26 protein-coding genes are annotated in these 26,248 nt (G+C 69.5%); 15 read left to right on the top strand and 11 right to left on the bottom strand.

What is annotated here, in order from left to right; genetic code table 11:
* Positions 1 to 170: 170 nt before the first annotated feature.
* From AMO33_RS18135 to AMO33_RS18125, 4 genes are read left to right on the top strand one after another with little or no spacing between them, the layout of a single operon-like run.
* Positions 171 to 1,169, top strand: a complete 999-nt coding sequence (locus tag AMO33_RS18135) for a hypothetical protein (RefSeq protein ID WP_060593681.1) — start codon at positions 171 to 173, stop codon at positions 1,167 to 1,169.
* Positions 1,166 to 1,294, top strand: coding sequence for a hypothetical protein (locus AMO33_RS32630; protein ID WP_261307349.1), 129 nt, complete (start codon positions 1,166 to 1,168; stop codon positions 1,292 to 1,294). The genes AMO33_RS18135 and AMO33_RS32630 overlap by 4 nt, the downstream gene beginning before the upstream one ends.
* Before the next feature lie 10 nt (positions 1,295 to 1,304).
* Positions 1,305 to 1,820, top strand: a complete 516-nt coding sequence (locus tag AMO33_RS18130) for an ImmA/IrrE family metallo-endopeptidase (RefSeq protein ID WP_011207046.1) — start codon at positions 1,305 to 1,307, stop codon at positions 1,818 to 1,820.
* Complete coding sequence (locus tag AMO33_RS18125; protein WP_060593680.1) at positions 1,817 to 2,839, top strand: hypothetical protein; 1,023 nt, start codon at positions 1,817 to 1,819, stop codon at positions 2,837 to 2,839. The genes AMO33_RS18130 and AMO33_RS18125 overlap by 4 nt, the downstream gene beginning before the upstream one ends.
* Positions 2,840 to 3,148: 309 nt before the next feature.
* Here the strand turns inward: AMO33_RS18125 and AMO33_RS18120 are convergent, their stop codons facing one another.
* On the bottom strand, positions 3,149 to 3,565 hold the full coding sequence (locus AMO33_RS18120) for a helix-turn-helix domain-containing protein (RefSeq protein WP_011207048.1): 417 nt from the start codon (positions 3,563 to 3,565) through the stop codon (positions 3,149 to 3,151).
* Positions 3,566 to 3,940: 375 nt separating this feature from the next.
* The gene (locus AMO33_RS18115; RefSeq protein WP_011207049.1) at positions 3,941 to 5,104 is read right to left on the bottom strand and encodes a steroid 3-ketoacyl-CoA thiolase; all 1,164 of its coding nucleotides are present in this window, start codon (positions 5,102 to 5,104) and stop codon (positions 3,941 to 3,943) included.
* Positions 5,105 to 5,245: 141 nt separating this feature from the next.
* On the opposite strand from AMO33_RS18115, the gene AMO33_RS18110 reads away from it, so the two are divergent.
* On the top strand, positions 5,246 to 6,514 hold the full coding sequence (locus AMO33_RS18110; protein WP_011207050.1) for a cytochrome P450: 1,269 nt from the start codon (positions 5,246 to 5,248) through the stop codon (positions 6,512 to 6,514).
* Positions 6,515 to 6,604: 90 nt separating this feature from the next.
* On the opposite strand, the gene AMO33_RS18105 is transcribed toward AMO33_RS18110, so the two are convergent.
* From AMO33_RS18105 to AMO33_RS18085, 5 genes are read right to left on the bottom strand one after another with little or no spacing between them, the layout of a single operon-like run.
* Positions 6,605 to 7,024 carry a nuclear transport factor 2 family protein gene (locus tag AMO33_RS18105; protein WP_060593679.1) on the bottom strand — a complete coding sequence of 140 codons (420 nt, stop codon included), beginning with the start codon at positions 7,022 to 7,024 and terminating at the stop codon, positions 6,605 to 6,607.
* Positions 7,021 to 7,911 (bottom strand): TIGR03619 family F420-dependent LLM class oxidoreductase, encoded by an 891-nt coding sequence (locus AMO33_RS18100; RefSeq protein WP_060595027.1) that lies wholly within the window; start codon positions 7,909 to 7,911, stop codon positions 7,021 to 7,023. Before AMO33_RS18100 ends, AMO33_RS18105 begins: the two co-directional genes overlap by 4 nt.
* A gap of 8 nt (positions 7,912 to 7,919) precedes the next feature.
* Positions 7,920 to 9,092: a thiolase domain-containing protein gene (locus AMO33_RS18095; protein WP_060593678.1), complete on the bottom strand. Its 1,173-nt coding sequence runs from the start codon at positions 9,090 to 9,092 to the stop codon at positions 7,920 to 7,922.
* Complete coding sequence (locus AMO33_RS18090; RefSeq protein ID WP_060593677.1) at positions 9,089 to 10,129, bottom strand: thiolase domain-containing protein; 1,041 nt, start codon at positions 10,127 to 10,129, stop codon at positions 9,089 to 9,091. Before AMO33_RS18090 ends, AMO33_RS18095 begins: the two co-directional genes overlap by 4 nt.
* Positions 10,130 to 10,141: 12 nt before the next feature.
* Complete coding sequence (locus AMO33_RS18085; RefSeq protein WP_060593676.1) at positions 10,142 to 11,065, bottom strand: Zn-ribbon domain-containing OB-fold protein; 924 nt, start codon at positions 11,063 to 11,065, stop codon at positions 10,142 to 10,144.
* A gap of 268 nt (positions 11,066 to 11,333) precedes the next feature.
* Here AMO33_RS18085 and AMO33_RS18080 point away from each other — a divergent pair, with 268 nt between their 5' ends.
* Both AMO33_RS18080 and AMO33_RS18075 read left to right on the top strand, forming a co-directional pair.
* Positions 11,334 to 12,371 carry an LLM class F420-dependent oxidoreductase gene (locus AMO33_RS18080; protein ID WP_060593675.1) on the top strand — a complete coding sequence of 346 codons (1,038 nt, stop codon included), beginning with the start codon at positions 11,334 to 11,336 and terminating at the stop codon, positions 12,369 to 12,371.
* Between the two features lie 22 nt (positions 12,372 to 12,393).
* Complete coding sequence (locus tag AMO33_RS18075) at positions 12,394 to 13,947, top strand: acyl-CoA synthetase (protein ID WP_060593674.1); 1,554 nt, start codon at positions 12,394 to 12,396, stop codon at positions 13,945 to 13,947.
* Positions 13,948 to 14,236: 289 nt separating this feature from the next.
* On the opposite strand, the gene AMO33_RS18065 is transcribed toward AMO33_RS18075, so the two are convergent.
* Positions 14,237 to 15,280, bottom strand: coding sequence for a sigma-70 family RNA polymerase sigma factor (locus tag AMO33_RS18065; RefSeq protein WP_011207058.1), 1,044 nt, complete (start codon positions 15,278 to 15,280; stop codon positions 14,237 to 14,239).
* A gap of 129 nt (positions 15,281 to 15,409) precedes the next feature.
* On the opposite strand from AMO33_RS18065, the gene AMO33_RS18060 reads away from it, so the two are divergent.
* On the top strand, positions 15,410 to 15,829 hold the full coding sequence (locus AMO33_RS18060) for a VOC family protein (RefSeq protein WP_011207059.1): 420 nt from the start codon (positions 15,410 to 15,412) through the stop codon (positions 15,827 to 15,829).
* Between the two features lie 63 nt (positions 15,830 to 15,892).
* Here the strand turns inward: AMO33_RS18060 and AMO33_RS18055 are convergent, their stop codons facing one another.
* A complete protein-coding gene (locus AMO33_RS18055) occupies positions 15,893 to 16,675 on the bottom strand; it encodes a crotonase/enoyl-CoA hydratase family protein (RefSeq protein WP_060593672.1) in 783 nt (260 codons plus the stop codon).
* 69 nt (positions 16,676 to 16,744) lie between these two features.
* On the opposite strand from AMO33_RS18055, the gene AMO33_RS18050 reads away from it, so the two are divergent.
* Together AMO33_RS18050 and AMO33_RS18045 are read left to right on the top strand one after the other, a co-directional pair.
* Positions 16,745 to 18,394, top strand: coding sequence for an acyl-CoA synthetase (locus AMO33_RS18050; protein ID WP_060593671.1), 1,650 nt, complete (start codon positions 16,745 to 16,747; stop codon positions 18,392 to 18,394).
* 113 nt (positions 18,395 to 18,507) lie between these two features.
* A complete protein-coding gene (locus tag AMO33_RS18045) occupies positions 18,508 to 19,299 on the top strand; it encodes a thioesterase family protein (protein WP_060593670.1) in 792 nt (263 codons plus the stop codon).
* A 79-nt stretch (positions 19,300 to 19,378) separates the two neighbouring features.
* Here AMO33_RS18045 and AMO33_RS18040 read toward each other — a convergent pair whose 3' ends face one another.
* Both AMO33_RS18040 and AMO33_RS18035 read right to left on the bottom strand, forming a co-directional pair.
* A complete protein-coding gene (locus AMO33_RS18040; RefSeq protein ID WP_060593669.1) occupies positions 19,379 to 20,482 on the bottom strand; it encodes an acyl-CoA dehydrogenase family protein in 1,104 nt (367 codons plus the stop codon).
* Positions 20,483 to 20,519: 37 nt separating this feature from the next.
* On the bottom strand, positions 20,520 to 21,713 hold the full coding sequence (locus tag AMO33_RS18035) for an acyl-CoA dehydrogenase family protein (RefSeq protein WP_011207064.1): 1,194 nt from the start codon (positions 21,711 to 21,713) through the stop codon (positions 20,520 to 20,522).
* A gap of 155 nt (positions 21,714 to 21,868) precedes the next feature.
* Here AMO33_RS18035 and AMO33_RS18030 point away from each other — a divergent pair, with 155 nt between their 5' ends.
* The 5 genes from AMO33_RS18030 to AMO33_RS18010 all read left to right on the top strand — a co-directional run bounded on the left by AMO33_RS18030 (position 21,869) and on the right by AMO33_RS18010 (position 26,244).
* Positions 21,869 to 22,057: a ferredoxin gene (locus AMO33_RS18030; RefSeq protein ID WP_040794303.1), complete on the top strand. Its 189-nt coding sequence runs from the start codon at positions 21,869 to 21,871 to the stop codon at positions 22,055 to 22,057.
* A gap of 44 nt (positions 22,058 to 22,101) precedes the next feature.
* Complete coding sequence (locus AMO33_RS18025; protein WP_041559801.1) at positions 22,102 to 23,007, top strand: 3-oxoacyl-ACP reductase; 906 nt, start codon at positions 22,102 to 22,104, stop codon at positions 23,005 to 23,007.
* A 413-nt stretch (positions 23,008 to 23,420) separates the two neighbouring features.
* A complete protein-coding gene (locus AMO33_RS18020) occupies positions 23,421 to 24,185 on the top strand; it encodes an MlaE family ABC transporter permease (protein ID WP_041559802.1) in 765 nt (254 codons plus the stop codon).
* A gap of 4 nt (positions 24,186 to 24,189) precedes the next feature.
* A complete protein-coding gene (locus AMO33_RS18015) occupies positions 24,190 to 25,041 on the top strand; it encodes an MlaE family ABC transporter permease (RefSeq protein ID WP_060593668.1) in 852 nt (283 codons plus the stop codon).
* 12 nt (positions 25,042 to 25,053) lie between these two features.
* Entirely contained in the window at positions 25,054 to 26,244 is a 1,191-nt protein-coding gene (locus AMO33_RS18010) for an MCE family protein (protein WP_060593667.1), read from the top strand.
* Positions 26,245 to 26,248 lie beyond the last annotated feature (4 nt).

Genomic DNA, 26,248 nt, shown 5'->3' with positions numbered 1-26,248 from the left:
AGGGCGGGCCGCCGGCCCATTCGGCGCCCGCGGCCCCACCCGGGAACGGTGCTTCGTCCGGCGGCCACGGCCCGGGAAGTCCTGACACCCCCACCGGGCCGGGTCGCTCCGCCAACTCGACCGGTGCCGGGAACCAGACGGGAACCGGCCCGAACGGCGATCCCGCACCGGTGTCCGGCGCTGCTCCGGGTGTCCGGTCCACCACGACCTCGCCGACCGGCTCACCCGCTGGCCCGCTGTCGTCCGGTTCGGCCGGTGGCCCCGGCTCGAGCGGTAGCTCGCCGGCCGACGCGGGCCCGGTCGGCCCGTCGCTCTCCCTTCCCCCGGCCACCCAGAGCCCGGCTGCCGAGGAGATCGGCTCCGCCGCGTCCGGCTCGGCCGGTGCCGCGGGTTCCGCGGGCGCGGGTTCGGCCGCGACCGGTTCCGCCGCGGGCGGCATCCTGCTCGGCTCCGGCTCGGCCGGCCTGGCCGCCGTGCTCGGTACCGGTTCGACGGGCCTGGGAGTCGGCCTGGTCACCGGTTCCGCAGGGGTCGGCGCCGTGCTCGGCACCGGGTCGGCCGGGCTGGGCCTCGGCCTCGGCACCGGCTCGGCGGGTCTCGGGCTCGGCCTCGCGACGGGTTCCGCCGGTCTCGGCGCCGCGCTGGGCTCGGCCGGCGTCGGCGGTGCCGCGCTCGGTTCCGCGGCGGTCGGCTCGGCAGGCGTCGGTTCCGCCGCCGTCGGTTCCGCCGGAGTGGGTTCGGCGGGCGTCGGCTCGGCCGGTGTCGGATCCGCGGGTGTCGGTCTCGGCTCGGCCGGTGCCGGTTCGGCCGGACTCGGCTCGGCCGCGGTGGGTTCGGCCGCGCTCGGTTCCGCCTCACCGTTGTTGCTGCTGCTGATCCCGCTCCCCACGCCACCGGCCCCCGAGGCGCCCTCGGTACCGCTGGTCATTCCGCCCGCGCCCGGCGTCCCCGCGGCACCCGCCGTCCCTGCCGCCCCCGCGCTGCCGTCCGCGCCGGGCCTGCCGCCGATCGCCGTCGCCGCACCGGAGGCGCCCGCACCCGCGCCGGCACCCCAGGCGCCCGCCCCGCCGCGCCGTCGGCCCCCGCGCCCCAGGCGGCCGCGCCGACTCACGATGTCCGGCCGACCAGTGCCGACGACGGCCTGCCCGCGCCCAACGCGCTGTCGGTGATCGGCGGTCTGGCGGCGATGGCGCTGGCGGCGGCCGGTGCGGGCGCGGTCAGCTTCCAGAGCGCGTCCGCCGCCCAGGCACGGGTGGACGCCGCTCGCGCCGAGTTCTTCGGCCCGAGGTCGTGAGAGGTAGGCCATGAGCCAGAGCAGGACGCAGAGTAGCTCGCGGTCCTACCGCCGGGTCGCCGCCGCGGTCGACGCGGTGTGCGCGGTGGCCGCCGACTTCGACGCCACCACGCTGGACGAGGTGGTGCTCGCCATCGCGGCCGAGCGGCAGCGCATGATCGAGATCGCCGACGCCGAACTGGGCCCGGGCGTGTGCGGGCAGCGCCGCTTCTACCCCGACCGCGACGTGATCGTCCTCGCGACCGCGTTGCCGAGCCGCGAGCACACGCTGGCCCACGAACTCGGCCACATCGTGTTCGACCACGAGGGCGCCCCCGCCACCGAGGTCACCCTGGAGGCCAGTGACGATCTCATCGCGTACATGCTGAGCCAGCGGGCCCATCAGCAGATCGTGGACGACGGCGCCGACGAATTGGCCGAATGGGAGGCGGAGACCTTCGCCGCGATGCTGATGACCCGCTTGCGCGTCTTCAACAACCGGGGCGCAGGCGTCTCGGTCCTTCGATTCGATGAGGCTCTCGGATGACTCTCTGGTTGACGGCCCTGCTGGTCTGGGTTGCCGCCGGGGCCCGGGTGGGCCGGGTGCTGGTGAAGCCCGCCACGACCGCCCGCGTTGCCATCGTCGTCGCGGTCGCCGCGGCGGCGGTCGCCGCCACCCTCGCGGTGCCGGAAATCGCGCTCGCCGTGGACAATCTGCTGCCGGAGGGCGCGCCGCCCGGCATGCTCGCCGACGGCGTGCAGGTCGCGGCCTGGCTGGTCTTCGCCACCGCCACATCGGTGGTGGCCGCGGCGGCCTGGCCGGTCGTCTCCCGGCGCAACCTGCGCCAGATCGCCCTGGTGATCTACGGGGCGGGCACGCTGGTGATCGCCGCGACCCTGGTGTGGTCGTTCACCTTCGGTTGGTGCGCGCTCGCACTGGCCTGTGTGTTCATCGTCGTCACCGGACTGCGCAACCTGGACTGGACCGCGCTCGGTCGCGGCATCGCCATCTACACCACCGGCACCGCGCTGACCGGCCTGCTCGCCGTGCTCGAGGTCCGGCGCGCCTGGGTCGGCGAGCCGGCGGCACCGGCGGGCGAACCGAATTGGGGCTGGCAGGCCTGGGAGATCGCCGCGCTGCTGATCGCGCTGGGCGCGGTGTGGATCGTGGTCGAACTGTGGATGCGGGCCAGGGCGGTGCTGCGCCAGACCCGCGCGCTGCACCGCACCATGATCAAGCGCTTCCCCGAGGTGATCGCGCACGAACAGCCGAGTTCCTCCACTCAGCTGCGTGCTTCGGATCAGGTCGCCCAGATCATGGACGCGCTGTACCTGCAGTCCGGTGGCGGCGTGGAGTTGGCCGCGGCCGGTGCGCCGCCCGCCTCCATCCCCGAGCGGGCCGAGCGGGTCGCGCGCTGGGCCAGGAACCCCCTGGGAGACATCGTCATCGACGCGCGGTGGATCGCGCCGCCGGAGGGTGTGAGTCCCCGTGGCTGGGTCCGGGCCATCGCCCGCGCCTTCGACACCGTGGACACCCCGGTGCTGGAGCACACCGCGTCACGGTGACGAACCGGGGGCGACTGTCCGGAGGCAGTCGCTGTGTGGTCACCCGAGTGCCGACAATCGCGCTTCCACGACATGTCATGGAATCGCGGCTGGGCGCGAGCACATTCCAATTGGTGTAGTCAGGTATCCGTTCGTGAAAATGTACTCGCGCCTGCACTTACATCTGTGACTTACCACGAGGCGGACAATAGGCGAATTGGTTCGCCTCCCATCGCCGCTGCACCGCACCGCCTCTCGCGCGGTGAGCTCGTGCACAACGCAGCGCAGTGCGACCCGAAAGCCGCACTGCGCTGCGCTGTGGGAGAACCCCTATTCCGTTCCGTCCGGAGGAATCTCGGGCAAGCCTTCGCTGGCCCGCAACTTCTCCGCCATGGAGGTCAGCAGGTTCTGTGATTCTTCGGAGAGGTCGAAAGCCCTACTCGACAGCCGTCGCAGTCCGTAGCCCTGCAGCTGGGACAGCAGCTCGAGATCGTGATCGATCTTGGCGGCATAGATGTCGTTGAAGAAGTAGTCCGGCTTGACCTTGAAGAACTTGGCCAGTGCCGCCACCGTTTCATCCGAGGGATTCGTCCGCTGCCCCGACCGCAACTGGGACAGATACGGTTTCGAGATCGGATGCCCGGAGGCGGTCAGCGCAGCCGCAACCTCCGCGTTGGTGTGTGGCTTGCGCCCCGGGGGATGCACGGTTTCGAACAGCTTGTTCAGCCGCGCCGCGAAATCAGCCATTGTGAGCCGCCCAATTCCCTTCGCTGTACTAACAGACGTTATCTCGGATACCTATCATTGATATTAGCGGCTCAGTAACTGAAAACCTACGCCTGATTCAGGTTTTCCTCGAGGAATCCGGCCCTGGGCACGGGGGAGCCGTCGCGACCGCCGCGTTTGCGGGTCATGCCAACGTCTCTAGGAGACCGGCGGTACGCTCCGGTTCTGCCCCGTCGCAAGGCCCTTCCCGATTCATCCGATGATAGCCGACGGATAGCTGACATCTCATCTACCTGCCCGGTCCGTGGGATGTGTGGCGTACGACACGTTTTCGGCTCCCGGGGATGAACGTTCAACCACCGAAGGGGAATTGGGTCCAAAGGCTCTGGCGCGCCGCTAGATCCGTTCGATGATGGTACCGGTGGCCATGGCTCCACCGGCGCACATCAGGATCATCGCCGTGGCGCCGCCGGTCCGCTCCAGCTCGTGCAAAGCGGTTGTGATGAGGCGCGATCCGGTGGAGCCGACGGGGTGGCCGAGGGCGATCGCGCCACCGTTGACGTTGACCCGATCCATGTCCGGCTTGTGCACCGACGCCCACGACAGCGCCACCGAGGCGAAGGCCTCGTTGATCTCGAACAGGTCGATGTCGCCGATGCTCATACCCGAGCGCTCCAGCAGGCGCGAGCAGGCCTGCACGGGTCCGTCCAGGTGGAACTCCGGCTCGCCGCCGACCAGCACCTGGGTGCGGATACGCGCCCGCGGCCGCAAACCCGTTCGCTCGGCGGCCTTCTCGTCCATCAGCAGCACCGCGGCCGCGCCGTCGGAGATCTGCGAGGAGCTCCCCGCGGTGTGCACGCCGCCCTCCAGCACCGGCTTCAGCTTGGCCAGGCCCTCCTTGGTGGTCTCGCGCAGCCCCTGGTCGCGCGTGACGTCGAGCTTCTCGCCGGTGAGGGTGCCCTCCTTGTCGACGGCGGGGGCGGTGACGGGGATGATCTCGCGCTCGAAACGACCCTCCGCCCAGGCCTGGGCGGCCAGGCGCTGGGAGCGCAGCCCGAACTCGTCGACGTCGTCGCGGGTGATGCCGCGCCGCTTGGCGATCCGCTCGGCGGCCTCGAACTGATTCGGCAGATCGATGCTCCACGACGCCGGGCGGCGCGGGCCGGCGTTCTCGCCGACGTTGGCGCCCAGCGGAACCCGGCTCATCGCCTCGACACCGCACGCCATGCCGATGTCGATGGCGTCGGCGGCGATCAGGCCGGCGATCAGGTGGTTGGCCTGCTGGGCCGAGCCGCACTGGGCGTCGATGGTGGTGGCGCCGACCTGCCACGGCAGGCCCGCGTGCAGCCACGCGACCCTGGTGATGTTGTTGGACTGCTCGCCTGCCTGGGTGACGCAGCCGCCGACGACCTGCTCGACCAGGGCCGGATCCAGGTGGGCGCGTTCGAGCAGTCCGCGCTGGGCGAGGCCGAGCAGTTCGGCGGCGTGCAGGCCGGCGAGCCAGCCGCCGCGCTTGCCGATCGGGGTGCGAGCGGCCTCGACGATGACGGGTGTGCCCATCTCGATTCTTCCTCCTGATGCGAACGAACATGAAAAACTGGAACGTGTGCCAGCAGTATGTGCCGCGCTTCTTTACTAGTACAGCCTGCTGTGCTGGAATTGATTGTAGAACGTGTTTCAGTTTGTCGAAGGAGACATCTGGTGGTTGAGACCCGCAGCGCTCGCCCGAATCTTCCGGACGGGTTCGATGTGACGGACCCGGACATCTACGCCGAGCGAGTTCCGGTCGAAGAATTCGCCGAGCTCCGTCGGACCGCTCCCATCTGGTGGAACCCCCAGCCGCCCGAGGTCGGCGGCTTCCACGACGACGGGTTCTGGGTCGTCAGCAAGCACGCCGACATCAAGGAGGTGTCGCGGCGCAGCGATGTGTTCTCCAACTTCGAGAACACCGCCATCCCGCGCTTCAACGACGACATCTCGCGCGAGCAGATCGAGCTGCAGCGCATCGTCCTGCTCAACATGGACGCCCCCGAGCACACCAAGCTGCGCAAGATCATCTCCCGTGGCTTCACTCCGCGCGCCATCAACGGCCTGCGTGCGGAGCTGTCGGCCAAGGCCGAGCAGATCGTCAAGGCGGCGGCCGCGGCGGGCTCGGGCGACTTCGTCACCCAGGTGGCCTGTGAGCTGCCGTTGCAGGCGATCGCCGAGCTGATCGGCATCCCGCAGGAGGACCGCATGAAGGTCTTCAACTGGTCCAACCAGATGACCGGCTACGACGACCCGGACAACGACGCCGATCCGGTCACCGCCTCGGCCGAGGTGCTCGGCTACGCCTACCAGATGGCCGCCGCGCGCAAGGCCTGCCCGGCCGACGACATCGTCACCACGCTGATCGAAGCCGACGTCGACGGCGACAAGCTCACCGAGGAGGAGTTCGGGTTCTTCGTCATCATGCTGGCCGTGGCGGGCAACGAGACCACCCGCAACGCCATCTCGCACGGCATGATCGCCTTCCTGGAGAACCCCGACCAGTGGGAGCTCTACAAGAAGGAGCGCCCCGCCACCGCCGCCGACGAGATCATCCGCTGGGCCACGCCGGTCACGTCCTTCCAGCGCACCGCCCTGGTGGACACCGAGCTCGGCGGCGTGCAGATCAAGAAGGGCCAGCGCCTGGTGCTGCTCTACCGGTCGGCCAACTTCGACGAGGACGTCTTCGAGAACCCCTACAAGTTCGACATCATGCGCGCCGACAACCCGCACCTGTCCTTCGGCGGCACCGGCGCGCACTTCTGCATCGGCGCCAACCTGGCCCGGCTGGAGATCGATCTGATCTTCAACGCCATCGCCGACCACCTGCCCGACATCACCCGCCTCGGCGATCCGAAGCGACTGCGCTCGGGCTGGCTCAACGGCATCAAGGAGTTCCCGGTCGACTACAAGACCGCGGCCCGCTGCCCCGTCTCGCACTGAGCGCGGCAGCCGAACCCGCGACAAGGGCCCCCGAACCATGCCGTTCGGGGGCCCTTGCCGTGCCGCCCGAGGGGAGGGGCGGCGAGTCTCTCACTGCGCCGGTCGCGCGGTCCGCATGGCGCGGTCGACCTCCCAGTAGGCGCGCAGCGCCGCGAGCTTGCCCGCGGCGTCGACGCGGTAGGTGAACACGCCTTCGGCGTCGATCACGTGGCCGCCCAGGCGGCTGCGGATGACGCCGGTGAAGGCCACCTCGTTCCCGCAGGCGAAGGAATCGCCGAACAGGAATTCGATGGATTCGGTGGGGGCGATGGCCTTGTCCCAGAACGCGGCGATCGCCTCGGTGCCGTGGTGGCCCTTGCCCTCGGGATCGAATCCGGAGGGCCCGATCGGATCCTCCACCACCGCGTCGGGGGCGAACAGGGCCAGCCACGCCTGCTTGTCGCGGGCCCGCACGGCCGCCTGGGAGGCCAGGCCCGCGGTGCGGGCGGGGTGATCGGTGACGGTCGTCATCGTGCGTCCCTTCCGACGATCGGATCGGCGATGTACTTCTCGGCGAACCGGCGCAACGCGTCCTGCTTGGCCGCGAGTTCGCCGTCGAAGCCGATGCCCTCGAGCAGCCAGGGCACCACGATCGCGTCGGTCACCCCGGCGTCGGCCAGGTCCTGGTATCCGGCCCGGCCGCCCCTGTCCACGCAGACCGCCTGGATCTCGAACGGTTCCGCCGACCGGTCGAACTCGGCGCGCAGCGCGTCGAGCTTGCCGATGGTGGCGGTGAGCTCGTCGAAGGTCATCATCGCCGAGGTCCACCCATCGCCCACCCGGGCGGCGCGACGCAGCGCCGCCTCGGTGTGGCCGCCGATGTAGAAGGGCACCGGCGCGCTCGGCGCCGGACTCATCTGCAACGGCTCGAAATCGTAGAACTCGCCGTGGAATTCGACCATGCCGCCGCCCAGGACGAGCTTGATGACCTCGATCATCTCGTCCACCCGGGCACCGCGCCGGGCATAGGGCTGGCCGCACCACTCGAACTCCTCCGGCGCCCAGCCGATGCCGACGCCGAAGCCGAAACGGTTGTTCGACAGGTTCGCCACCGAGCCGACCTGCCTGGCCAGCAGCAGCGGATTGCGCGAACCCAGCTTCAGCACATTGGTGTAGAAGCGGATGCGGCTGGTCACCGCGGCCATCGCGGTCGCACCGATCAGCGGGTCGACCCACGGGGTGTCCGGGCCCCAGAAGCGGCTGCCGTCGGCGGTGTAGGGGTACTTCGCCGCCTGGGACTGCATGTAGAACAGCGAATCCGGCAGCGCGACCGAGGAGAACCCGCACTCCTCGGCCGTGACGGCCAGCGCGGTGAGCTGGTCGAGCGGGCTCAGCGCGATGCCGACGGTGAACTGCAGCGGCGCCGTCATGACCGCGGACGTTCCGACCCGACAACCCACATGGAGAAGTACTGCGAGCCGCCGCCGTAGGCGTGCCCGAGCGCCTTGCGCGCGCCCTTGACCTGGTAATCGCCCGCCCGTTCCATCACCTGCTTGGCCGCCTCGGCGAACCGGATCAGCCCGGAGGCGCCGATCGGGTTGGACGACAGCACGCCGCCGGAGGGGTTGACGGGAATGCGGCCGCCGATCTCGGTCTCGCCCTTCTCGGTGAGCTTCCAGCCCTCACCGGGGGCGGCGAAGCCCAGATTCTCCAGCCACATCGGCTCGAACCAGGAGAACGGCACGTAGATCTCGGCGGCGTCGATCTCCTCGAGCGGATCGGTGATGCCCGCGGCCTCCCACAGCGCGGCCGCGGCGTGCCTGCCCGCCTCCGGGTTGACCTGGTCGCGACCGGCGTAGGTGGTGGGCTCGGTGCGCATCGCGGTGCCGTGCACCCACGCCACCTTCCGGCCCTCGGCTTCCACGCGCTCGGCGGCCTCGGCATCGCCGAGCACGATCGCGCAGGCACCGTCGGAGGAGGGGCAGGTCTCGTCGAAGCGGATCGGATCCCACAGCATCTGCGAGGCCAGCACCGACTCCAGGGTGATGTCGGGCTGACGCAGATGGGCCAGCGGGTTCTTCGCGCCGTTGCGGCGATCCTTCACGGCCACCATCGCGCCGATGTGGCTGGGCGCGTTGGAGCGGCGGATGTAGGAGCGCACGTGCGGGGCGAAGTAGCCGCCCGCGCCCGCGCCGACCGGCATGGTGAAGGGCACCGGGATCGACAACGCCCACATGGCGTTGGACTCCGACTGCTTCTCCCAGGCGACGGCCAGCACGCGCTTGTGCACACCGGCCTGCACCAGATTGGTGGCGACGATGCCGGTGGAGCCGCCGACCGAGCCCGCGGTGTGCACGCGGATCAGCGGCTTGCCCGAGGCGCCGAGCGCGTCGGCGAGGAAGAGCTCGGGCATCATGACGCCCTCGAACATGTCGGGCGCCTTACCCACCACGACCGCGTCGATGTCGGCGATGGTGAGCCCGGCGTCGGCGAGCGCGCGATCGATCGCCTCGCGGCACATGCCCGCCATCGACACGTCGTGCCGCTTCGTCACGTGATGGGTCTGTCCGGTGCCGAGCACCGCGGCCGGGAAGCTCATCGGCTCGCCTCCGAATCCAGGACGGTCACAAGGTTCTGCTGCAGTGCCGGGCCGCTGGTGGCGTGCGCGAGCGCGCGTCCCGCGGTGCCGGTCATGATGGCGCGCGCGGCGAAGCCGATCCGTTCCAGACCCGCCGCGAACATCGGGTTGGCGGCCAGCGCGCCGCCGGACGGGTTGACGGTGGTCTCCGGCTTCAGACCGATGGCCTCGGCGAGGATCAGCTGCTGGTGGCTGAACGGCGCGTGCAGTTCGGCGATGTCGAACCCGCTCAGATCACCGCCGGTCGCCTCCTGCGCCGCCTTCGCCGTCGAGGGGGAGACGGTCAGGTCGCGGGCACCGAGCACCGGGGTGTCGATGCGGTGCGCCATCGAGGTGATCCAGGCCGGGCGTTCGCACAACTCCCTGGCCCGGTCGCCGACCGCGAGCACGATCGCCGCGGCGCCGTCGGTGATCGGTGCGACGTCGTGCGCGCGCAGCGGGTCGGCCACGTACGGCGCGTCCAGCAGGCTGTCGACGTCGCCGCCCGCGCCCGCGGCCACCGCCGCCATGTCCCGTTCGCTCCAGCGACCGGCGTCGATGCCCGCCCGCGCCTGCAGGCCCGCGATCGACAGGGCGTCCGGCCACAGCGGCGCGACCAGGTACGGGTCGAGCTGCATGGTGAGCACCTGGCGCAGCGTGCCGGCCGAGGACTTGCCGAAGCCGTACACCAGCGCGGTGCGCGCCTGGCCGGACTTGAGTTTCACGAACGCCTCGTAGAGCGCCCACGCGGCGTCCATCTCCACGTGCGACTCGTTGATCGGCGGCACCGCGCCGATCGAGTCGACCGCGGAGATGAAGGAGAAGGCGCGCCCGGCCAGGTAGTCCGAGGAGCCCGAGCACCAGAAGTCGATGTCGGACTTGGTGATTCCGAGTTCGGTGTAGAGCTGCTGGAAGCAGGGCACCAGCATCTCGACACCGTTGGTGGTGCCGTAGGTCTCCGGCACGTGCGGTGCGTGCGCGAAGCCCACGACCGCGATGTCGGTGGCGTTGTCAGTCAACGTGCATGCCTCTCAGAGGTGGTGCTTGTAGGTCTCGTAGTCGGCGTCGGGCTCCCCGCTCGGCTCGAAGTGGTCCACGTTCTCGAGCCCGTGGCCCCACTGCTCGCGCGGCTTCCAGACCGCCTTCACCCGCATGCCCATGCGCACTTCGCTTGCGTCGCAACCCAGTACGAGGTGCAGCACCGGAATGTCGGCGCCGTCGAGCAGCACATAGGCCGCGACGTAGGGCGGCTTGATCCGCTGCCCGAGGAACGGCACGTTCACGATGCAGAACGTGGTGACGGTGCCGTGGTCGGACAACTCGATGTAGTCCTCGGTGGGCCTACCGTCGGTCGGATTGGCCCCGCGCGGCGGGAAGTACACCTTGCCCGCGGCGTCGGTGCGCGCGCCGATCAGCTTGCCCTCGGCCAGCCCGCGCAGGTAGACCGTCTCCTGCGGGGAGGCGGTGTGCTTGTAGGACAGGTCGACCGGCGTGGTGATCATGGTGACCGGCTCGCCCTCGTCGACGGGAGTGGCCGGTGCCGTGGAGGTTTCGCCGGGCTCGAAGCAGACGATGTCCTTGATGAACCCCTCGGTCTGCTCCGCCCAGCGGGCCCGCACCCGCATTCCGGTGCGCATCTGGTCGGGCGAGTCCACGTCCACCGCGTGCAGTAGCGCGCTGTCGGCGCCGTCCAGGGTGATCAGTGCCCAGGCGAACGGGCGGTCGAAGGGCTGGCCGGGCAGCGGGTCGCGCACCCAGGTCCACGTGCTCACGGTGCCGGTGTCGGCGACGTCGACGAATTCGGTGAGTGCTTCGCTGGTGACCGGATCGTATTCCGGCGGCGGCACCAGTACCCGGCCGTCGGAGCCGCGGACGCCGACGATCTTGCGCGCCCGCAGACCGGTCAGGAATCTTCCGATGGTCGGTCCGACCGACCTGGTGTAGTCGAAGCGCATCCGCAGGGGTGCGCTCAGCACATCGGGTGCCGTGCTGGTGCTCAATTCCGACCCTTTCTCAGCAGTGTCCGTTCCCGCCCCGATCCCCCGGGCTCGCACCGCGCCGGACGCGACCGCGCCGACGCCGCGGTGTTCATTCCCGCCCGCGTCCCGACCCGGCGCATCGGCGGCGTGATTACGCCGGATGCGCTATTCCCCTCGGTCACGCTATCGAGTAGAACAGGTTCTTATTCTGGTGTCTAGTAGTTAGCGCGGGAAAGGGTCGATGATGAAGTTCGGACTGCAACTCGGATATTGGATGGCGCAGCCGCCCGCGAACGCGGGGGAGTTGGTGGTGGCCGCCGAGGCGGCCGGCTTCGACGCCGTGTTCGCCGCCGAATCCTGGGGCTCGGACGCGTTCGGTCCACTCATGTGGTGGGGCTCGCGCACCGAGCGGGTGCGCCTGGGTACCTCGGTGGTGCAGTTGTCGGCGCGCACGCCCGCGGCCACCGCCATGCACGCGCTGACCCTCGACCATCTCAGCGGTGGACGGGCGGTGCTCGGCCTCGGTGTGTCCGGGCCGCAGGTCGTGGAGGGCTGGTACGGCCAGCCGTTCGCCAAGCCGTTGCAGCGCACCAGGGAGTACGTCGGGATCATCCGCACGGTGCTGGCCCGCGAGGCGCCGGTGACCAGCGACGGCCCGCACTACCCGCTGCCCTACACCGGGCCCGGCGCGACCGGCCTCGGTAAGCCGCTCAAGCCGATCGTGCACCCGCTACGTGCGGATCTGCCGATCTGGCTGGGCGCGGAGGGGCCGAAGAACGTCGCGCTGACCGCCGAGATCGCCGACGGCTGGCTGGCGATCTACTTCGCGCCGCGGCTGGCCGACATGTACCACGGGTGGCTGGACGAGGGCTTTGCCCGGCCGGGCGCGCGCCGCACCCGGGAGGACTTCGAGATCGCGGCCAGCTGCCAGGTGGTGATCACCGACGACCCGGCGGCCGAACTGGAGCGGATGCGCTGGATCATGGCGCTCTACATCGGCGGGATGGGCGCGCCCGAGCTCAACTTCCACGCCCAGGTCTACCGCCGGATGGGCTACGACCGCGAGGTCGACGAGATCGGCGCGCTGTTCCAGGCGGGCAAGAAGGCCGAGGCCGCGGCCGCGGTGCCCGACGAGCTGATCCTGGACACCGCGATCATCGGCGACGAGAACCACGTGCGCGAGCAACTGAAGGTCTGGGAGGCCGCCGGGGTCACCATGATGCTGGTGTCGGTGCCCGACGTCGAGCAATTGCATCGGCTCGCACCCCTTGTCGAACAGTAGAACACGTTCTAAATTCGATGGGGTGACGACGCAGGAGTCAGAAATTCTCGGTCTTTGGAACATCGCGGACGCCGAACCCGATCGGATCGCGTTGGTCGATCCGTCGGGACGGGAGGTGACCTATCGCGAACTGGCCACGCTCGCCAACCGGTACGCCACAGGTCTACGTGACCTCGGCCTGCGCACCGGCGACGTGCTGGTGAGCATGGTGCACAACTGCGTCGAGGCCATCGCGGCCTACTTCGCGGCCTACCAGTCCGGCCTCTACATCGTGGCGGTGAACTGGCATCTCACCGGTCCCGAGGTGGCCTACATCCTCTCCGACAGCGAGGCCAAGGCGTTCTTCGCCGACGAGCGCTTCGCCGCCGCGGCCGAGGCGGCCGCGGACGAGGCCGGATTGCCGGCCTCGGCCCGGTTCTCGGTCGGCGAAATCAACGGCTTCACACCGCTTTCCGAGCTCGGCAACGCCGACGCCGGCCGCCCGGACGACCGCACCACCGGCGCGCCGATGCTCTACACCTCCGGAACCACCGGGCGGCCCAAGGGCGTCCGCCGCCCGCTCACCGGGGCCGACCCGGACGTCGTGTCCCCGGCCAACACCTCGTTCTTCGCGCTGTTCGGGCTACAGCCCTACGACGACCACGTGCACATCTGCGGTTCACCGCTGTACCACACGGCGGTGCTGAACTTCGCGACCATCTCGATCCAGTTGGGCCACAAGGTGGTTCTGATGGACAAATGGGACGCCGAGGAGATGTTGCGGCTCATCGAGAAACACCGGGTGACCCACAGCCACATGGTGCCCACCCAGTTCCACCGGCTGCTCGCACTGCCCGACGAGGTGCGCGCCAAGTACGACGTCTCCTCGCTGCGCAGCATGGTGCACGGCGCCGCGCCGTGCCCGGAGGAGACCAAGCGCAGGATGCTCGAGTGGTGGGGGCCGACGGTCACCGAGTACTACGCGGCCACCGAGGGCGGCGGCACCGTCATCAGCGGTGCGGAGTGGTTGCGCAAGCCCGGCTCGGTCGGCAAGGCGTGGCCGTACTCGGTGATCAAGGTGCTCAGCGAGGAGGACGGCTCGGAGCTGCCGCCGGGGGAGACCGGTCTGGTGTACATGAAGATGGGCGCCTCCAGCTTCGAGTACCACCACGACAAGACCAAGACCGAGGAGTCGCGGGTCGGCGACCTGTTCACCGTCGGCGACATCGGCTACCTGGACGAGGACGGCTACCTCTACCTCTGCGACCGGCGCTCGGACCTGATCCTCTCCGGCGGGGTGAACATCTACCCGGCCGAGATCGAAACCGTGCTCATCACCCACCCCAAGGTGGCCGACGTCGCGGTCTTCGGTATCCCGCACGAGGATTGGGGCCAGGAGGTCAAGGCCGTGGTGCAGCCCGCCGAGGGCGTCGAGGCCGACGCGGCACTCACCGAGGAACTGCTCGCCTTCGCCGCCACCCGCCTGGCCAAGTACAAGATGCCCCGCTCCATCGACTACCTCGACGAGCTCCCGCGCGACCCCAACGGCAAGCTCTACAAGCGCAAGCTGCGGGAACGGTACGTCCCCGCCTCCTGACCACCGGCACCGGACCGGCCGGCCGCGACCGCGGCCGGCCGGTCCCGCTATGGTCAGGTGCCCGGTGCGCCGCGGACCCCGAACAGGCCTTCCGCACCTTGCTCGCCGGCGGTCGGCACGAGTTGCCAGCGTTCGAAGACGCCTGTCCCGGTGCGGGCACGGCGGTGCGAGAGCTCGGGCAACCGCGCGGCTGGCTGCGGCACTGTGCCCGCCGGGGCGAGACCCTGGTCTGCTTCCACCGCTGACGGCGCGGCAGCCGTGGCGGTGTCGTTCGTACGCCCCGGGGAGCTCAGGAGGCCGGCTCGCGCAGTTCCATGGGTAGGCCGAACAGCGGGAAGAGGCGTTCGGTGTCGAGGAAGAAGTTCAGGCCGCTGATGACGGGGCCGTCGAACTCGAGCACGGTGATCGACCACGGCGCGTACACCCCGGGGGTGTCGGTGCGCTTGTAGTGGCCGAACGCGGGCAGGCCGTTGGCGCCCTCGAGGCGGACCATGCGCGAGCCTTCGCAGCCGCTGCCGTGACCGCGCATGAAGGCTGCGACGTTCTCCGGGCCGCGCACCCACAGCTCGATCGGCGGCATGGACAGCGCCACATCGGCCTTGAGCAGGGCGGTCAGCGCGTCCATGTCGTAGGCCTCGAACGCGGTGACGAATTCGTCGACGAGCTTGCGCTGGTTCTCGTCGGTCTCGTCGTAGTCGTCGGTGGCGGTGGGCCGCACCTTCGACATCGTCGCCCTGGCCCGCTGCAGCGCGCTGTTGACCGAGGCGGGCGACATCGTGAGCGCCTCGGCCGTCTCGTTGGCCGAGAACCGCAACACCTCGCGCATGATCAGGATGGCCCGCTGGGTGGCCGGCAGATGCTGACAGGCGGCCACGAACGCCAACCGCAGCGAATCCTTGGTGGCCGCGTGTTCGGCCGGGTCGGCGCCGAAGGCCAGCGCGTTGGGGATCGGCTCCACCCACACGTAGTCGGGCTGCGGTGCGGGCAGCGGCGAATCCGGGCGCGAAGGACCGGACAGGTCCATGGGTCTGGCCCGGCGCTGCGGCCCGTCGAGCATGTCCAGACAGACGTTCGTGGCGATGCGGTACAGCCACGAACGCAGGCTGGCGCGGCCCTCGAACGAGCCGTAGGACTTCCAGGCGCGGGTGAAGGTCTCTTGCACCGCGTCCTCGGCCTCGAAGGACGAGCCGAGCATGCGGTAGGCGTAGGCGCACAGTTCACGCCGATGCGCCTCGAACGAGGCCAGCACGTCGGCATCGGCGCCCGGGGCACCGGCGGCGGCCACGGAGGCACCGGGAGTGGCGGGGGAGGCGGCAACGGTCGAGTCGCTCATGGACGTCACCCTGCCACAGCCCACCGACACACGACAGGGTTCTGACGAGGGTGGTATCCGGGTACCGATGAGTTCGTGTCACGGCGGTCGTCTCTACCGGTGACCCTACGTACCCGAGAGGAAACGGCCATGAGCAGCAAGATGATCTTCATCAATCTCCCGGTCCGCGAGCTGTCCCGGTCCAAGGACTTCTACCAGGCGCTCGGCTGGAAGCTGAACGAGGATTTCACCGACGACAACGCCGCTTGCATCGTCGTCGACGACAACATCTGCCTGATGCTGCTCACCAGGCAGTACTTCCAGACCTTCACCAAGCGTCCGGTGGCCGAGACCACCGGTGCGACCGGTGCGGCCTACGCGCTCTCGCTGGGCAGCGCCGCCGAGGTCGACGCGCTGACCGAAGCCGCCCTGGCCGCGGGCGGGAGCGAGGAGGTCAACGAGGACAAGCGGGCGCAGGAGGCCGAGGTCGGCATGCACGGCCGCACCTTCCTCGACCCCGACGGGCACCAGTGGGAGCCGTTCTGGATGGACTACCCCGGCGGTGCGTGAGCAGCCAACACGGCACGGCCCCCGACCGTGAAAGCGCCGGGGGCCGAGGCATTTCCGATTCGTTCAGGCGCCGGTGAAGTTGGGCTTGCGCTTCTCGGCGAAGGCGCGCGGGCCCTCCTTGGCGTCGGCGGACTTGAACACCGCGGTGCCCAGCTCGGCGTCGATCTTGAACGCCTCCTCCTCGTGCATGCCCTCGGTCTCCCGGATGGTGCGCAGGATGGCCTGCACCGCGAGCGGTCCGTTCGCGGCGATCTGCGCGGCGAGCTCGAGCGCCTTGTCCAGCGCCGTGCCGTCCGGCACCACGTGCCCGATCAGGCCGATCTCCTTGGCCTCGGCCGCGCTGATGTGGCGTCCGGTGAGCAGGATGTCGGCGGCGACGGTGTAGGGGATCTGGCGGACCAGCCGCACCGCCGAGCCGCCCAGCGGGAACAGGCCCCAACGAGCCTCGGACACACCGAATTTCGCGCTCTCGCCGGCCACCCGGATGTCGGTGCCCTGCAGGATCTCGGTGCCGCCCGCGATGGCGGGGCCCTCGACCGCGGCGATCAGCGGCTTGGTCAGCCGCCTGCCCTTGAGCAGCGCCTCGATCCGGCTCAGATCCCAGCCGCCGCCGGAGAACTGGTCGCCGGGATGGGTGCTGGTCATCGCCTTGAGATCGGCGCCCGCGCAGAACGCGCCACCGGCGCCGGTCAGGATCGCCGCTCGGATGTCGGGATCGTTGTCCACCTGATCCCAGGCGTCCTTCATGATCGCCATCATCTCGCCGGAGAGCGCGTTGCGCGCCTCGGGCCGGTTCATGGTGACGATGAGGACGTGGTCCCGCTTCTCGACGAGGCAGTGGGGCATTGCTGATTCTCCTGACTTTCCCGACTCTCGAGCCTTGTCAGAAACAGTAACACGTTCTATTTTGAGGGTGTGAGCTACAACATAGCGGACCTCGTCGAACATGCCATCGATCTCATGCCGGACCGCGTCGCGCTGGTCGACGACGCCCGTGAGGTGACTTACGCACAGCTGGAGGAGCGGACCAACAAACTGGCCCACTACCTGCTCGAACACGGTGTCCAGCCGGGCGACAAGGTGGGCATCTACTCGCGCAACACCATCGAGGCCGTCGAGGCCATGGTCGCGGTGTTCAAGGCGCGCGCGGTGATGATCAACGTCAACTACCGTTACGTCGAGAACGAGTTGCAATACATCTTCGACAATTCGGACATGGTGGCGCTGATCCACGAGCGGCGCTACAGCGACAAGGTGGCCGCGGTCCGCGCCAGGACGCCGAAGCTGCGCACCGTCGTCGTCGTGGACGACGATACGACCGGGACGGTGCCCACCGCAGCGGATTCGGTCGAATACGAGACCGCGCTGGCCCAGTCCTCGGCCGACCGCGATTTCGGCGAGCGCTCGCCCGACGACCTGTACATGCTCTACACCGGCGGCACCACCGGCATGCCCAAGGGCGTGATGTGGCGCCAGGAGGACGTGTGGCGGGTGCTCGGCGGTGGCATCAACTTCCTCACCGGCGAATACGTCGCCGACGAATGGGATCTGGCCAAGGAGGGCCAGGCCAACGGCGCGCTGACCCGCTACCCGATCCCGCCGATGATCCACGGCGGCTCGCAGTGGGCCACCTTCCAGAGCCTGTTCAGCGGCGGCAAGGTCGTGATGCTGCCGGAGTTCAGCGGGCACGGCGTGTGGCGCACGATCGACCGGCACGGGGTGAACGTCATCTTCATCACCGGCGACGCGATGGCCCGCCCGATGCTGGACGCGCTGCTCGAGGGCAACCCGGAGACCGGCAAGCCCTACGAGCTGGCCAGCCTGTTCGCCATCGCCAGCAGCGCGGCGCTGTTCTCGCCGGCGATCAAGGAGAAGTTCCTCGAACTGCTGCCCAACCGGGTGATCACCGACTCGATCGGGTCCTCGGAGACCGGCTTCGGTGGCATCAGCATGGTCGCCAAGGGCGCCGAGCACACCGGTGGTCCGCGGGTCAAGATCGATGCCTCCACCGAGGTGCTCGACGAGCAGGGCAACCCGGTGACGCCGGGCTCCGGCCAGATCGGCATCCTGGCCCGCAAGGGCCACATCCCGCTGGGCTACTACAAGGACGAGGCGAAGACGGCCGCGACCTTCAAGGAGTTCAACGGCGTGCGCTACTCGATCCCCGGCGACTACGCGCGGGTGGAGGAGGACGGCACCGTCACGATGCTCGGCCGCGGCTCGGTGAGCATCAACTCCGGCGGCGAGAAGATCTTCCCCGAGGAGGTCGAGGGGGCGCTCAAGGCGCACCCGGACATCTTCGACGCGCTGGTGGTCGGCGTGGAGGACGAGCGCTGGGGTCAGCGCGTGTGCGCGGTCGTGCAGTGCCGCGGCGAGAAGCGGCCCACCATCGAGGAACTGCGGCCGGTGCTCACCCAGGAGATCGCCCCGTACAAGCACCCCCGCAGCCTCTGGTTCGTCGAGGAGATCAAGCGCTCGCCCGCGGGCAAGCCGGACTACCGCTGGGCGAAGGAGCAGACCACCGCCCGGGCCGCCGACGTGCACGCCGAGGTGAGCGCCAAGTAGGCAACTGCCACCCGTGACGCCGACCGACCCGTCGCCGACCAGGTGGCGGGTCGGTCGCGGTGGCGCGCACCCTGGCGAACCAACCGTTACGGCAGCACCGTAGCCTCGCAGACATGGATATCCCGTTGGCCTTCTTCGAGCGCACCGAGCGCGGTTTCGAGGCACTGCCGATGGCGGTCAGCGCGTGGTCGCCGGACATGGTGAACGGTCCGGCGATCTGCGGTCTGCTCGGCGGCGCGCTGGAATCGGCGCACCGGCCCGACGGGTTCATCCCGGCTCGGCTCACCGTGGACCTGTTCCGCCCCACGCTGCGCAAGCCCCTCGAGGTGACCACCACCGAGGTGCGCCGCGGGACACGCATCGCCGTCGCCGACGCCGAACTGCTCCAGGAAGGCCGGGCCGTCGCCCGCGCGACCGCGGTGTTCCTCCGCCCCTCCGCGCAGCCGCCGGGCCGGGTGTGGACCCGTCAGGAGCGCCCGGACCTGCCGCCGGCCGAACTGCTCGACGGTTCGATCTCGCATCTGTGGCACACCGACACGACCGGCTGGTCGGCGCGGTTGAGCGAACACCAGAACGCCGAACGCAAACGCAACTTCCAGCAGCCGATCCCGGTGATCCTGGGCGAGCCGCCCAGCCCGCTCGCGGCCGCGGCCACGATCGGCGAATCCACCAGCATGATGACCCACTGGGGCGACCGCGGCGTCGGCTTCATCAACGCCGACCTCACCCTGACCATGAGCAGGCTGCCGCACGGTGCGATCGGCGTGCAGGCGGAGAACCATTTCAGTACCGACGGTGTCGCGGTGGGCAACGCGACGCTGTTCGACCGGGACGGGTTCTTCGGCGCCTGCGTGGTGACGGCGCTGGCCAATCCCGCGGCGCAGGTCGACTTCTCCGGAGCCTGACCCCCGGCCCACACGAGACGGCCCCCGCCGGTTGTTCCGGTGGGGGCCGAGCCGTGTGTGTGTGGGCGGAGCCGAGGGCTCAGGCCGGATCCGCCAGCAGCGCGCCCAACGCGCGCAGGTGATCGGTGGCCCCGCCGAGCGCGAACTCGTTGTGCTTGGCGGCGGTGAAGTAGTTGTGCACGATGTGGTCGCGGTCGATGCCGACCCCGCCGTGGATGTGCACGACGGTGTGCGCGACCCGATGCCCGGCGTCGGCGGCCCAGAACTTGGCGGTGTGCACGGCCTCGGCGGCGGACAGGCCCTCGGCCAGTCGCCATGCCGCCTGGGTGACGGCCAGCCGCAGACCCTGCACGTCGATGTAGGCGTCGGCCAGGCGCTGCGCGACGGCCTGGAAGCTGCCGATGGCCTTGCCGAACTGCTCGCGTTCGCGCGCGTATCCGGCCACCAGGTCCAGTGCCTGCTCCAGGGTGCCCAGCTGCTGGGCGGCCAGGCCGAACCAGGCGCGGGTGAGCAGCCAGTCCAGGATGTCGCCGCCCTCGGCGAGGGTGCCCACCAACTCCGCGGGGGTGTCGGCGAATTCGACGGCTGATTCGGCGCTGAAGTCGACCACCTCCTGCTGGCTGATCCGCACACCCGCGGCGGCCGGGTCGACCAGGAACACGCCGGTGGCGCCGGAGACGGTGGCGGGCACCAGGATGCGCGCGGCGCGGTCGGCGTAGGCGACGGTGGTCTTGGCGCCGGTCAGCCGCCAGGTGCCGTCGCGTTCCACGGCGACGGTCGCGGGGGCGGTGGGCTCGTAGTTGTGGTCCTCGGCCAGTGCGGCGGTGAGCACGACGCTGCCCGCCCCGGCCCGGCGCGCCCACTCCCGCTGCTCGGCCGAGCCGAAGCGCGCGAGCGCGCCCGCACCGACCACCACCGACCACAGGTAGGGGACCGCGGCCACCGACTTGCCCAGTTCGCGCAGTACCGCCGCCTGCTCCAGCGGGCCGAGGCCGCCACCGTCCACCTCCTCGGGCAGGGTGGCGGCGAGGATGCCGGTTTCGGCCAGCGCCGCCCACAGCGGTTCGTCGAACCGGCCCGCGGTGTCGAGTTCGCGCAACCGGTCCGCGGTGACCAGCTTGCCGCACACCTCGCCGGTCAGCGTGCCCAGATCGAGCTGGCCCTCGGTGGGAGTGAAGTCCATGGTGTCGTCTACCTTTCCGAGTCTCGGCGGGCGGCGGTCAGCGGGCGGCCGCGGGCTGGCGCAGCGCGGTCATGGCGATGATGTCGCGCTGGACCTCGTTGGTGCCGCCGCCGAAGGTCAGGATCAGGGCGGCGCGGTGCAGGCGTTCCAGCCGCCCGCGCAGTTCGGCGCCGACGGAGTCCTGGCGCAGGTAGGCCTGCGGCCCGAGCACCTCCATCAGCAGCCGGTAGGCCTCGGTGGCCAGTTCGGTGCCGTACACCTTGCAGGTGGAGGCGTCCCACGGGCGCGGGGCGGCCGCACCGCCCTGATCGGCGCGGCTGGCGATCTCCCAGTTCAGCAGCTTGAGGTACTCGACCTTGGCGTGCACCTTGGCCAGGTTCACCCGCACCCATTCCCGGTCGATGACCCGGCTGCCGTCGGCGGCCTTGGTGGTCCTGGCCCACTCCACGGTCTGCTGTAGGCCGGTCAGCAGCGACCCCGCCGAGGTCAGCGCGACCCGTTCGTGGTTGAGCTGGTTGGTGATCAGCGCCCAGCCGCCGTTCTCCTGCCCGACCAGCGAGCTCACCGGCACCCGCACGTCCTGGTAGTAGGTCGCGCTGGTGTCGGGGCCCGCCATGGTGTGCACCGGGGTCCAGGAGAAGCCCTCGGCGTCGGTGGGCACGATGAGCATGCTGATGCCCTTGTGCTTCTTGGCATTCGGGTCGGTGCGCACCGCCAGCCACACGTAGTCGGCGTAGGCGATGAGGCTGGTCCACATCTTCTGGCCGTTGATCACGTACTCGTCGCCGTCGCGGACCGCGGTGGTGCGCAGCGAGGCGAGATCGGTGCCCGCCCCCGGCTCGGAGTAGCCGATGGCGAAGTGCAGCTCACCGGCGGCGATCTTGGGCAGGAAGAAGCGTTTCTGCTCCTCGCTGCCGTAGTGCATGATCGTCGGTGCGACCGAGTTGATGGTCAGGAACGGCACCGGCGCGCCGGCGATGGCGGCCTCGTCGGTGAAGATCAGCTGATCCATGGTGGGGCGGTCCTGGCCGCCGAACTCCTTGGGCCAGCCCAGCGCCAGCCAGCCGTCGCGGCCCATCTCGCGCACGACCTCGCGGTAGACGTTGCCCTGGCCGTACTCGCCGGTGGTGGCACTGAGCGCGGCCCGGCGTTCCGGGGTGATCAGGCGCGCGAAGTAGTCGCGCAGCTCCGCGCGGAGCTCCTCTTGTTGCGGCGTGTACGCGATGCGCATGGCGTGACCTCGTGTCGTGGCGGCAGTCGATTGACCCGATGATTGCATATCGACTGAAACATGTTCCAGTATTGGAGGTGAATCCGGCCGATGCGTGCGTTCGCGCCCGCCTCGGCTTGTAGGCTGGCGTCCGAGTCGGGTGTAAAGGAGTTCTCATGAAGGTCAGCGTCGATCTCGACCAGTGCGAAGCGAACGGAATCTGCGTCGGATTCGCCCCCGACGTGTTCGAACTCGACGACGACGACCAGTTGCACATTCTCGCCGACGAGGTGCCCGCCGATCGTCGCGCCGAAGTCGAGGACGCCGTGGCGCAATGCCCGAAGGCCGCGCTCAAACTTCTGTGAGCGATGCTTGCCGTTCTGTAGGAACACGTTCTAAAGTCGGCCCGGTGAGCGAAAGTAATCTGAGCTTGGCGGGCCGCGTGGCCCTGGTGACCGGCGCCGGTGCGGGGCTCGGCAAGGCCGAGGCGCTGGCGCTGGCAGCGGCGGGTGCCGCGGTGGTGGTCAACGACCTGGCCGAGAACGACGCGGTGGCCGAGACCATGGCCGAGATCCGTGCCCGCGGCGCCAAGGCCGAGTTCGTCGCGGGCAGCATCGCCGAGCGGGCCACCGCCGATGCGATGATCCGCACCGCGCAGGAATCGTTCGGCAGTGTCGACATCGTGGTCAACAACGCGGGCATCACCCGCGACCGGATGCTGTTCAACATGTCCGACGAGGAATTCGACGCCGTCGTCGCGGTGCACCTGCGCGGGCATTTCCTGCTGACGCGCAACGCCGCCGCCTACTGGCGGGCCAAGTCGAAGGAGGCGGGCGCGCCGGTCTACGGCCGGTTGATCAACACCTCCTCCGAGGCCGGGCTGCTCGGGCCGGAGGGGCAGGCCAACTACGGGGCGGCCAAGGCGGGCATCACCGCGCTGACCCTCTCGGCCGCGCGGGCGCTGAGCCGCTACGGCGTGCGCGCCAACGCGATCGCGCCGCGGGCGCGCACCGCGATGACGGCGGCCGTGTTCAGCGACGCGCCCGAGGGTGGGATCGATCCGCTCTCGCCGGACCATGTCGCGCGGTTGGTCGCCTACCTCGCCTCGCCGGCGGCGGAGGCGGTGAGCGGGCAGTTGTTCGTCGTCTACGGGCCGATGGTCGCCCTGATGGCGGCGCCGGTGGTCGAGCAGCGCTTCGACGCGGCCGGCGAAGCGTGGGACGCAACGGAACTGGCGAGCACGCTGAGCGGCTATTTCGCCGACCGGCCGGCGGGGCGGACGTTCTCGGCGTCCGCGCTGACCGAACTCGGCTGAGCGAACTCGGCTGAGCGGATCGGCACCCGCGGAGAGGCGGCGGCGGATGGCCGCGGCGGCGCTTCGGCCGGTCGGTGGAAACGCCGTCGGGCAGGCGCGCGGCGCCCGCTTCCGCGGGTGTGGGCGGCCGACGTTTCCGGCCGCAACTGATCGGATGTCCAATTGTTGATCATGGGTCCGGCACTTGGTAGACATGTGTGTCCGGCTATGTGTGGCGGCTCACAAAGCTGCCGCGCATCAGCTTCTGGCACGTGTTCCAAATTTGGCGGACGGGCATTAGAAAAAATGCAGGTAAAAAGTGGTCGAAAGCTCACAATTATCCTGTGAACATGTTCTAATCATGGTGGCGGTGCGGCCACGGCGGTTGGTCGTGCCGTGCGCAGTACGTGCTGAACGACCAAGGAGGATCGCGGATGAACGAGGTCCTTGCTGTCCCGTTACGGGCGGTCGGCGGGTTCTTCGAACTCTCCGCCGACGTCGCCCGGGCGAGCGTCCGCAGGCCCTTCCAAGCGCGTGAGTTCATCGATCAGTCCTGGTTCATCGCACGAGTCTCCATCGTGCCGACCCTGCTGGTCGCGATCCCGTTCACCGTGCTGGTGAGCTTCACGCTGAACATCCTGCTGCGTGAGATCGGCGCCGCCGATCTCAGCGGCGCGGGCGCCGCGTTCGGCGCCGTCACCCAGGTGGGTCCCATCGTCACGGTGCTGATCGTGGCGGGCGCGGGTGCCACCGCGATCTGCGCCGATCTCGGCGCCCGCACCATCCGCGAGGAGATCGACGCGATGCGGGTGCTCGGCATCAACCCGGTCCAGCGCCTGGTGGTGCCGCGCGTGCTCGCCTCGATGTTCGTCGCGCTCATGCTCAACAGCCTGGTGTGCACCATCGGCATCGTCGGCGGCTTCCTGTTCTCGGTGTACCTGCAGGACGTGAACCCCGGCGCCTTCGTCAACGGCATCACGCTGCTCACCCACCTGCCCGAGCTGATCATCTCCGAGGTGAAGGCGGGCTTGTTCGGGCTCATCGCCGGACTGGTGGCCTGCTATCTCGGGCTCAACGTCAAAGGCGGTCCCAAGAGTGTCGGTGATGCGGTGAACCAGACCGTCGTCTTCGCCTTCATGGCCCTGTTCGTGGTGAACGTCGTGGTCACCGCGGTCGGCATCAAGTTCACGGTGCGGTGACGCGATGGCCTTCGTGATCCAGTCCCGCTTCCCCCGGGCGGTGCGCCGGGTCCGGCGCATGTCGGATTCGCTCGACTCGGTGGGCAAGCACGCGGTGTTCTACGCCCAGGCGCTGGCCTCGATCCCCCGGGCACTGATGCACTACCGCACCGAGACCATCCGGCTGATCGCCGAGATCAGCATGGGCACCGGTGCGCTGGCGGTGATCGGCGGCACGGTGGTGATCGTCGGGTTCCTGACGCTGTTCTCCGGCGGCACCATCGCCGTGCAGGGCTACAGCTCGCTGGGCAACATCGGCGTCGAGGCGCTGACCGGCTTCTTCTCCGCCTTCCTCAACGTGCGCATCGCGGCGCCGGTGATCTCCGGCATCGGCCTGGCCGCGACCATCGGGGCGGGTTCGACCGCGCAACTGGGCGCGATGCGGGTCTCCGAGGAGATCGACGCGCTCGAGACGATGGCCATCCGGCCGGTGCCGTACCTCATCGGCACCAGGGTGCTGGCCGGGATGATCGCGATCGTGCCGCTGTACGCGCTGGCGGTGATCGCCTCGTTCTTCGCCGCGCGCTTCGCCACGGTGGTCATCTACGGGCAGTCGGCCGGCGTCTACGACCACTACTTCTCGACGTTCCTCATCCCCAGCGACATCCTGTGGTCCTTCGCGCAGGCGATCCTGATGGCGCTGGCGGTCATGATGATCCACACCTACTACGGCTATTTCGCCGCGGGTGGTCCGGTGGGCGTCGGGGTCGCGGTCGGTAACGCGGTGCGGGCCTCGCTGGTCGCGGTGGTCACCGTGACGCTGCTGATGTCGCTGGCCATCTACGGCACCTCCGGCAACTTCAACCTCTCCGGGTAGACGAGTAGGGACATGGCGGATTCCAAGCAGTTACGCGATGCGCTCGGCCTCAAACTGGCCGGGCTGGCGATGGTGCTCGCGCTGGTCGCGATCGTCGCGGTCGCGTTGACCATGTTCGTCGGCGGTTTCACCAGGACCGCGACGGTGCTGGTGCAGGCACCGCGCAGCGGTCTGGTGCTCGACCCCGACGCCAAGGTGAAGGTGCGTGGCGTGGAGATCGGCAAGGTCGCCGCGGTGCGCCAGGACGAGAACGGCGCCACGCTGGAGCTGGCACTCGACCCCGAGAAACTGAAGCTGGTGCCCGCCAACGCGGGCGTGGACATCAGGTCCACCACGGTGTTCGGCGCCAAGTACGTCAATTTCGTTGTGCCGCAGGTGCCGTCCTCGGATTCGCTGCGGCCCGGCGCGACCGTGGTCGCCGAGCAGGTCACCGTCGAGTTCAACACGCTGTTCCAGCACCTGTCCGATGTGCTGGCCAAACTCGAACCGCAGAAGCTCAACGCCACGCTGGCGGCGCTGGGCCAGGCATTGCAGGGCCGCGGCCAGACCCTGGGCACGCTGCTGGCCGATCTGGACGTGTACCTGCGCGAGATGAACCCCACCCTGCCGACGCTGCGCGAGGATCTGCGCGCGACCGCCGACGTGTCGCACCTGTACGCCGACACCGTCGGTGATCTACTGCGCACCGTGGACAACGCGGTGGTCACCAGCCAGACCCTCGTCGACGAACAGAGCAGCCTGGACGACATGCTCGCCAACCTCACCGGGCTGGCCGACACCACCGGGTCGGTGCTGCGGGAGAACGAGCAGAACCTCGGCACCGCACTGGATCTGCTGCGACCGACCACGGCACTGCTCGACGAATACGCGCCGGGCCTGAACTGCATGATCAACGCGGTCGCGAATCTGCTGCCGGTGGGCGAGGCGGTGTTCGGCGGCAACCAGCCCGGCGTCGCGATGAACACCAACTTCATGTTCGGCGCCGAGCCCTACACCTATCCCGACGACCTGCCGAAGGTGAACGCGACCGGCGGCCCGCGCTGCGAGGGCCTGGTCGACCGGGTACCGGGCAGCCATGCGAACTACGTCGTCACCGACACGAGCGAGGGCGGGCCGTACGTGCCGTCGATGGAGCTGAAGTTCAACGGACCCAAGGTGTTCCAGCTGCTGTTCGCCGGCCTGCCGGGGGTGAGCGCGCCGTGAGGAA

It is taken from the genome of Nocardia farcinica (assembly GCF_001182745.1).
GTDB lineage: Bacteria > Actinomycetota > Actinomycetes > Mycobacteriales > Mycobacteriaceae > Nocardia > Nocardia farcinica.
The sequence above is the reverse complement of the archived record's forward strand: the minus strand, read 5'-3'. Positions and strand labels throughout refer to the sequence as shown.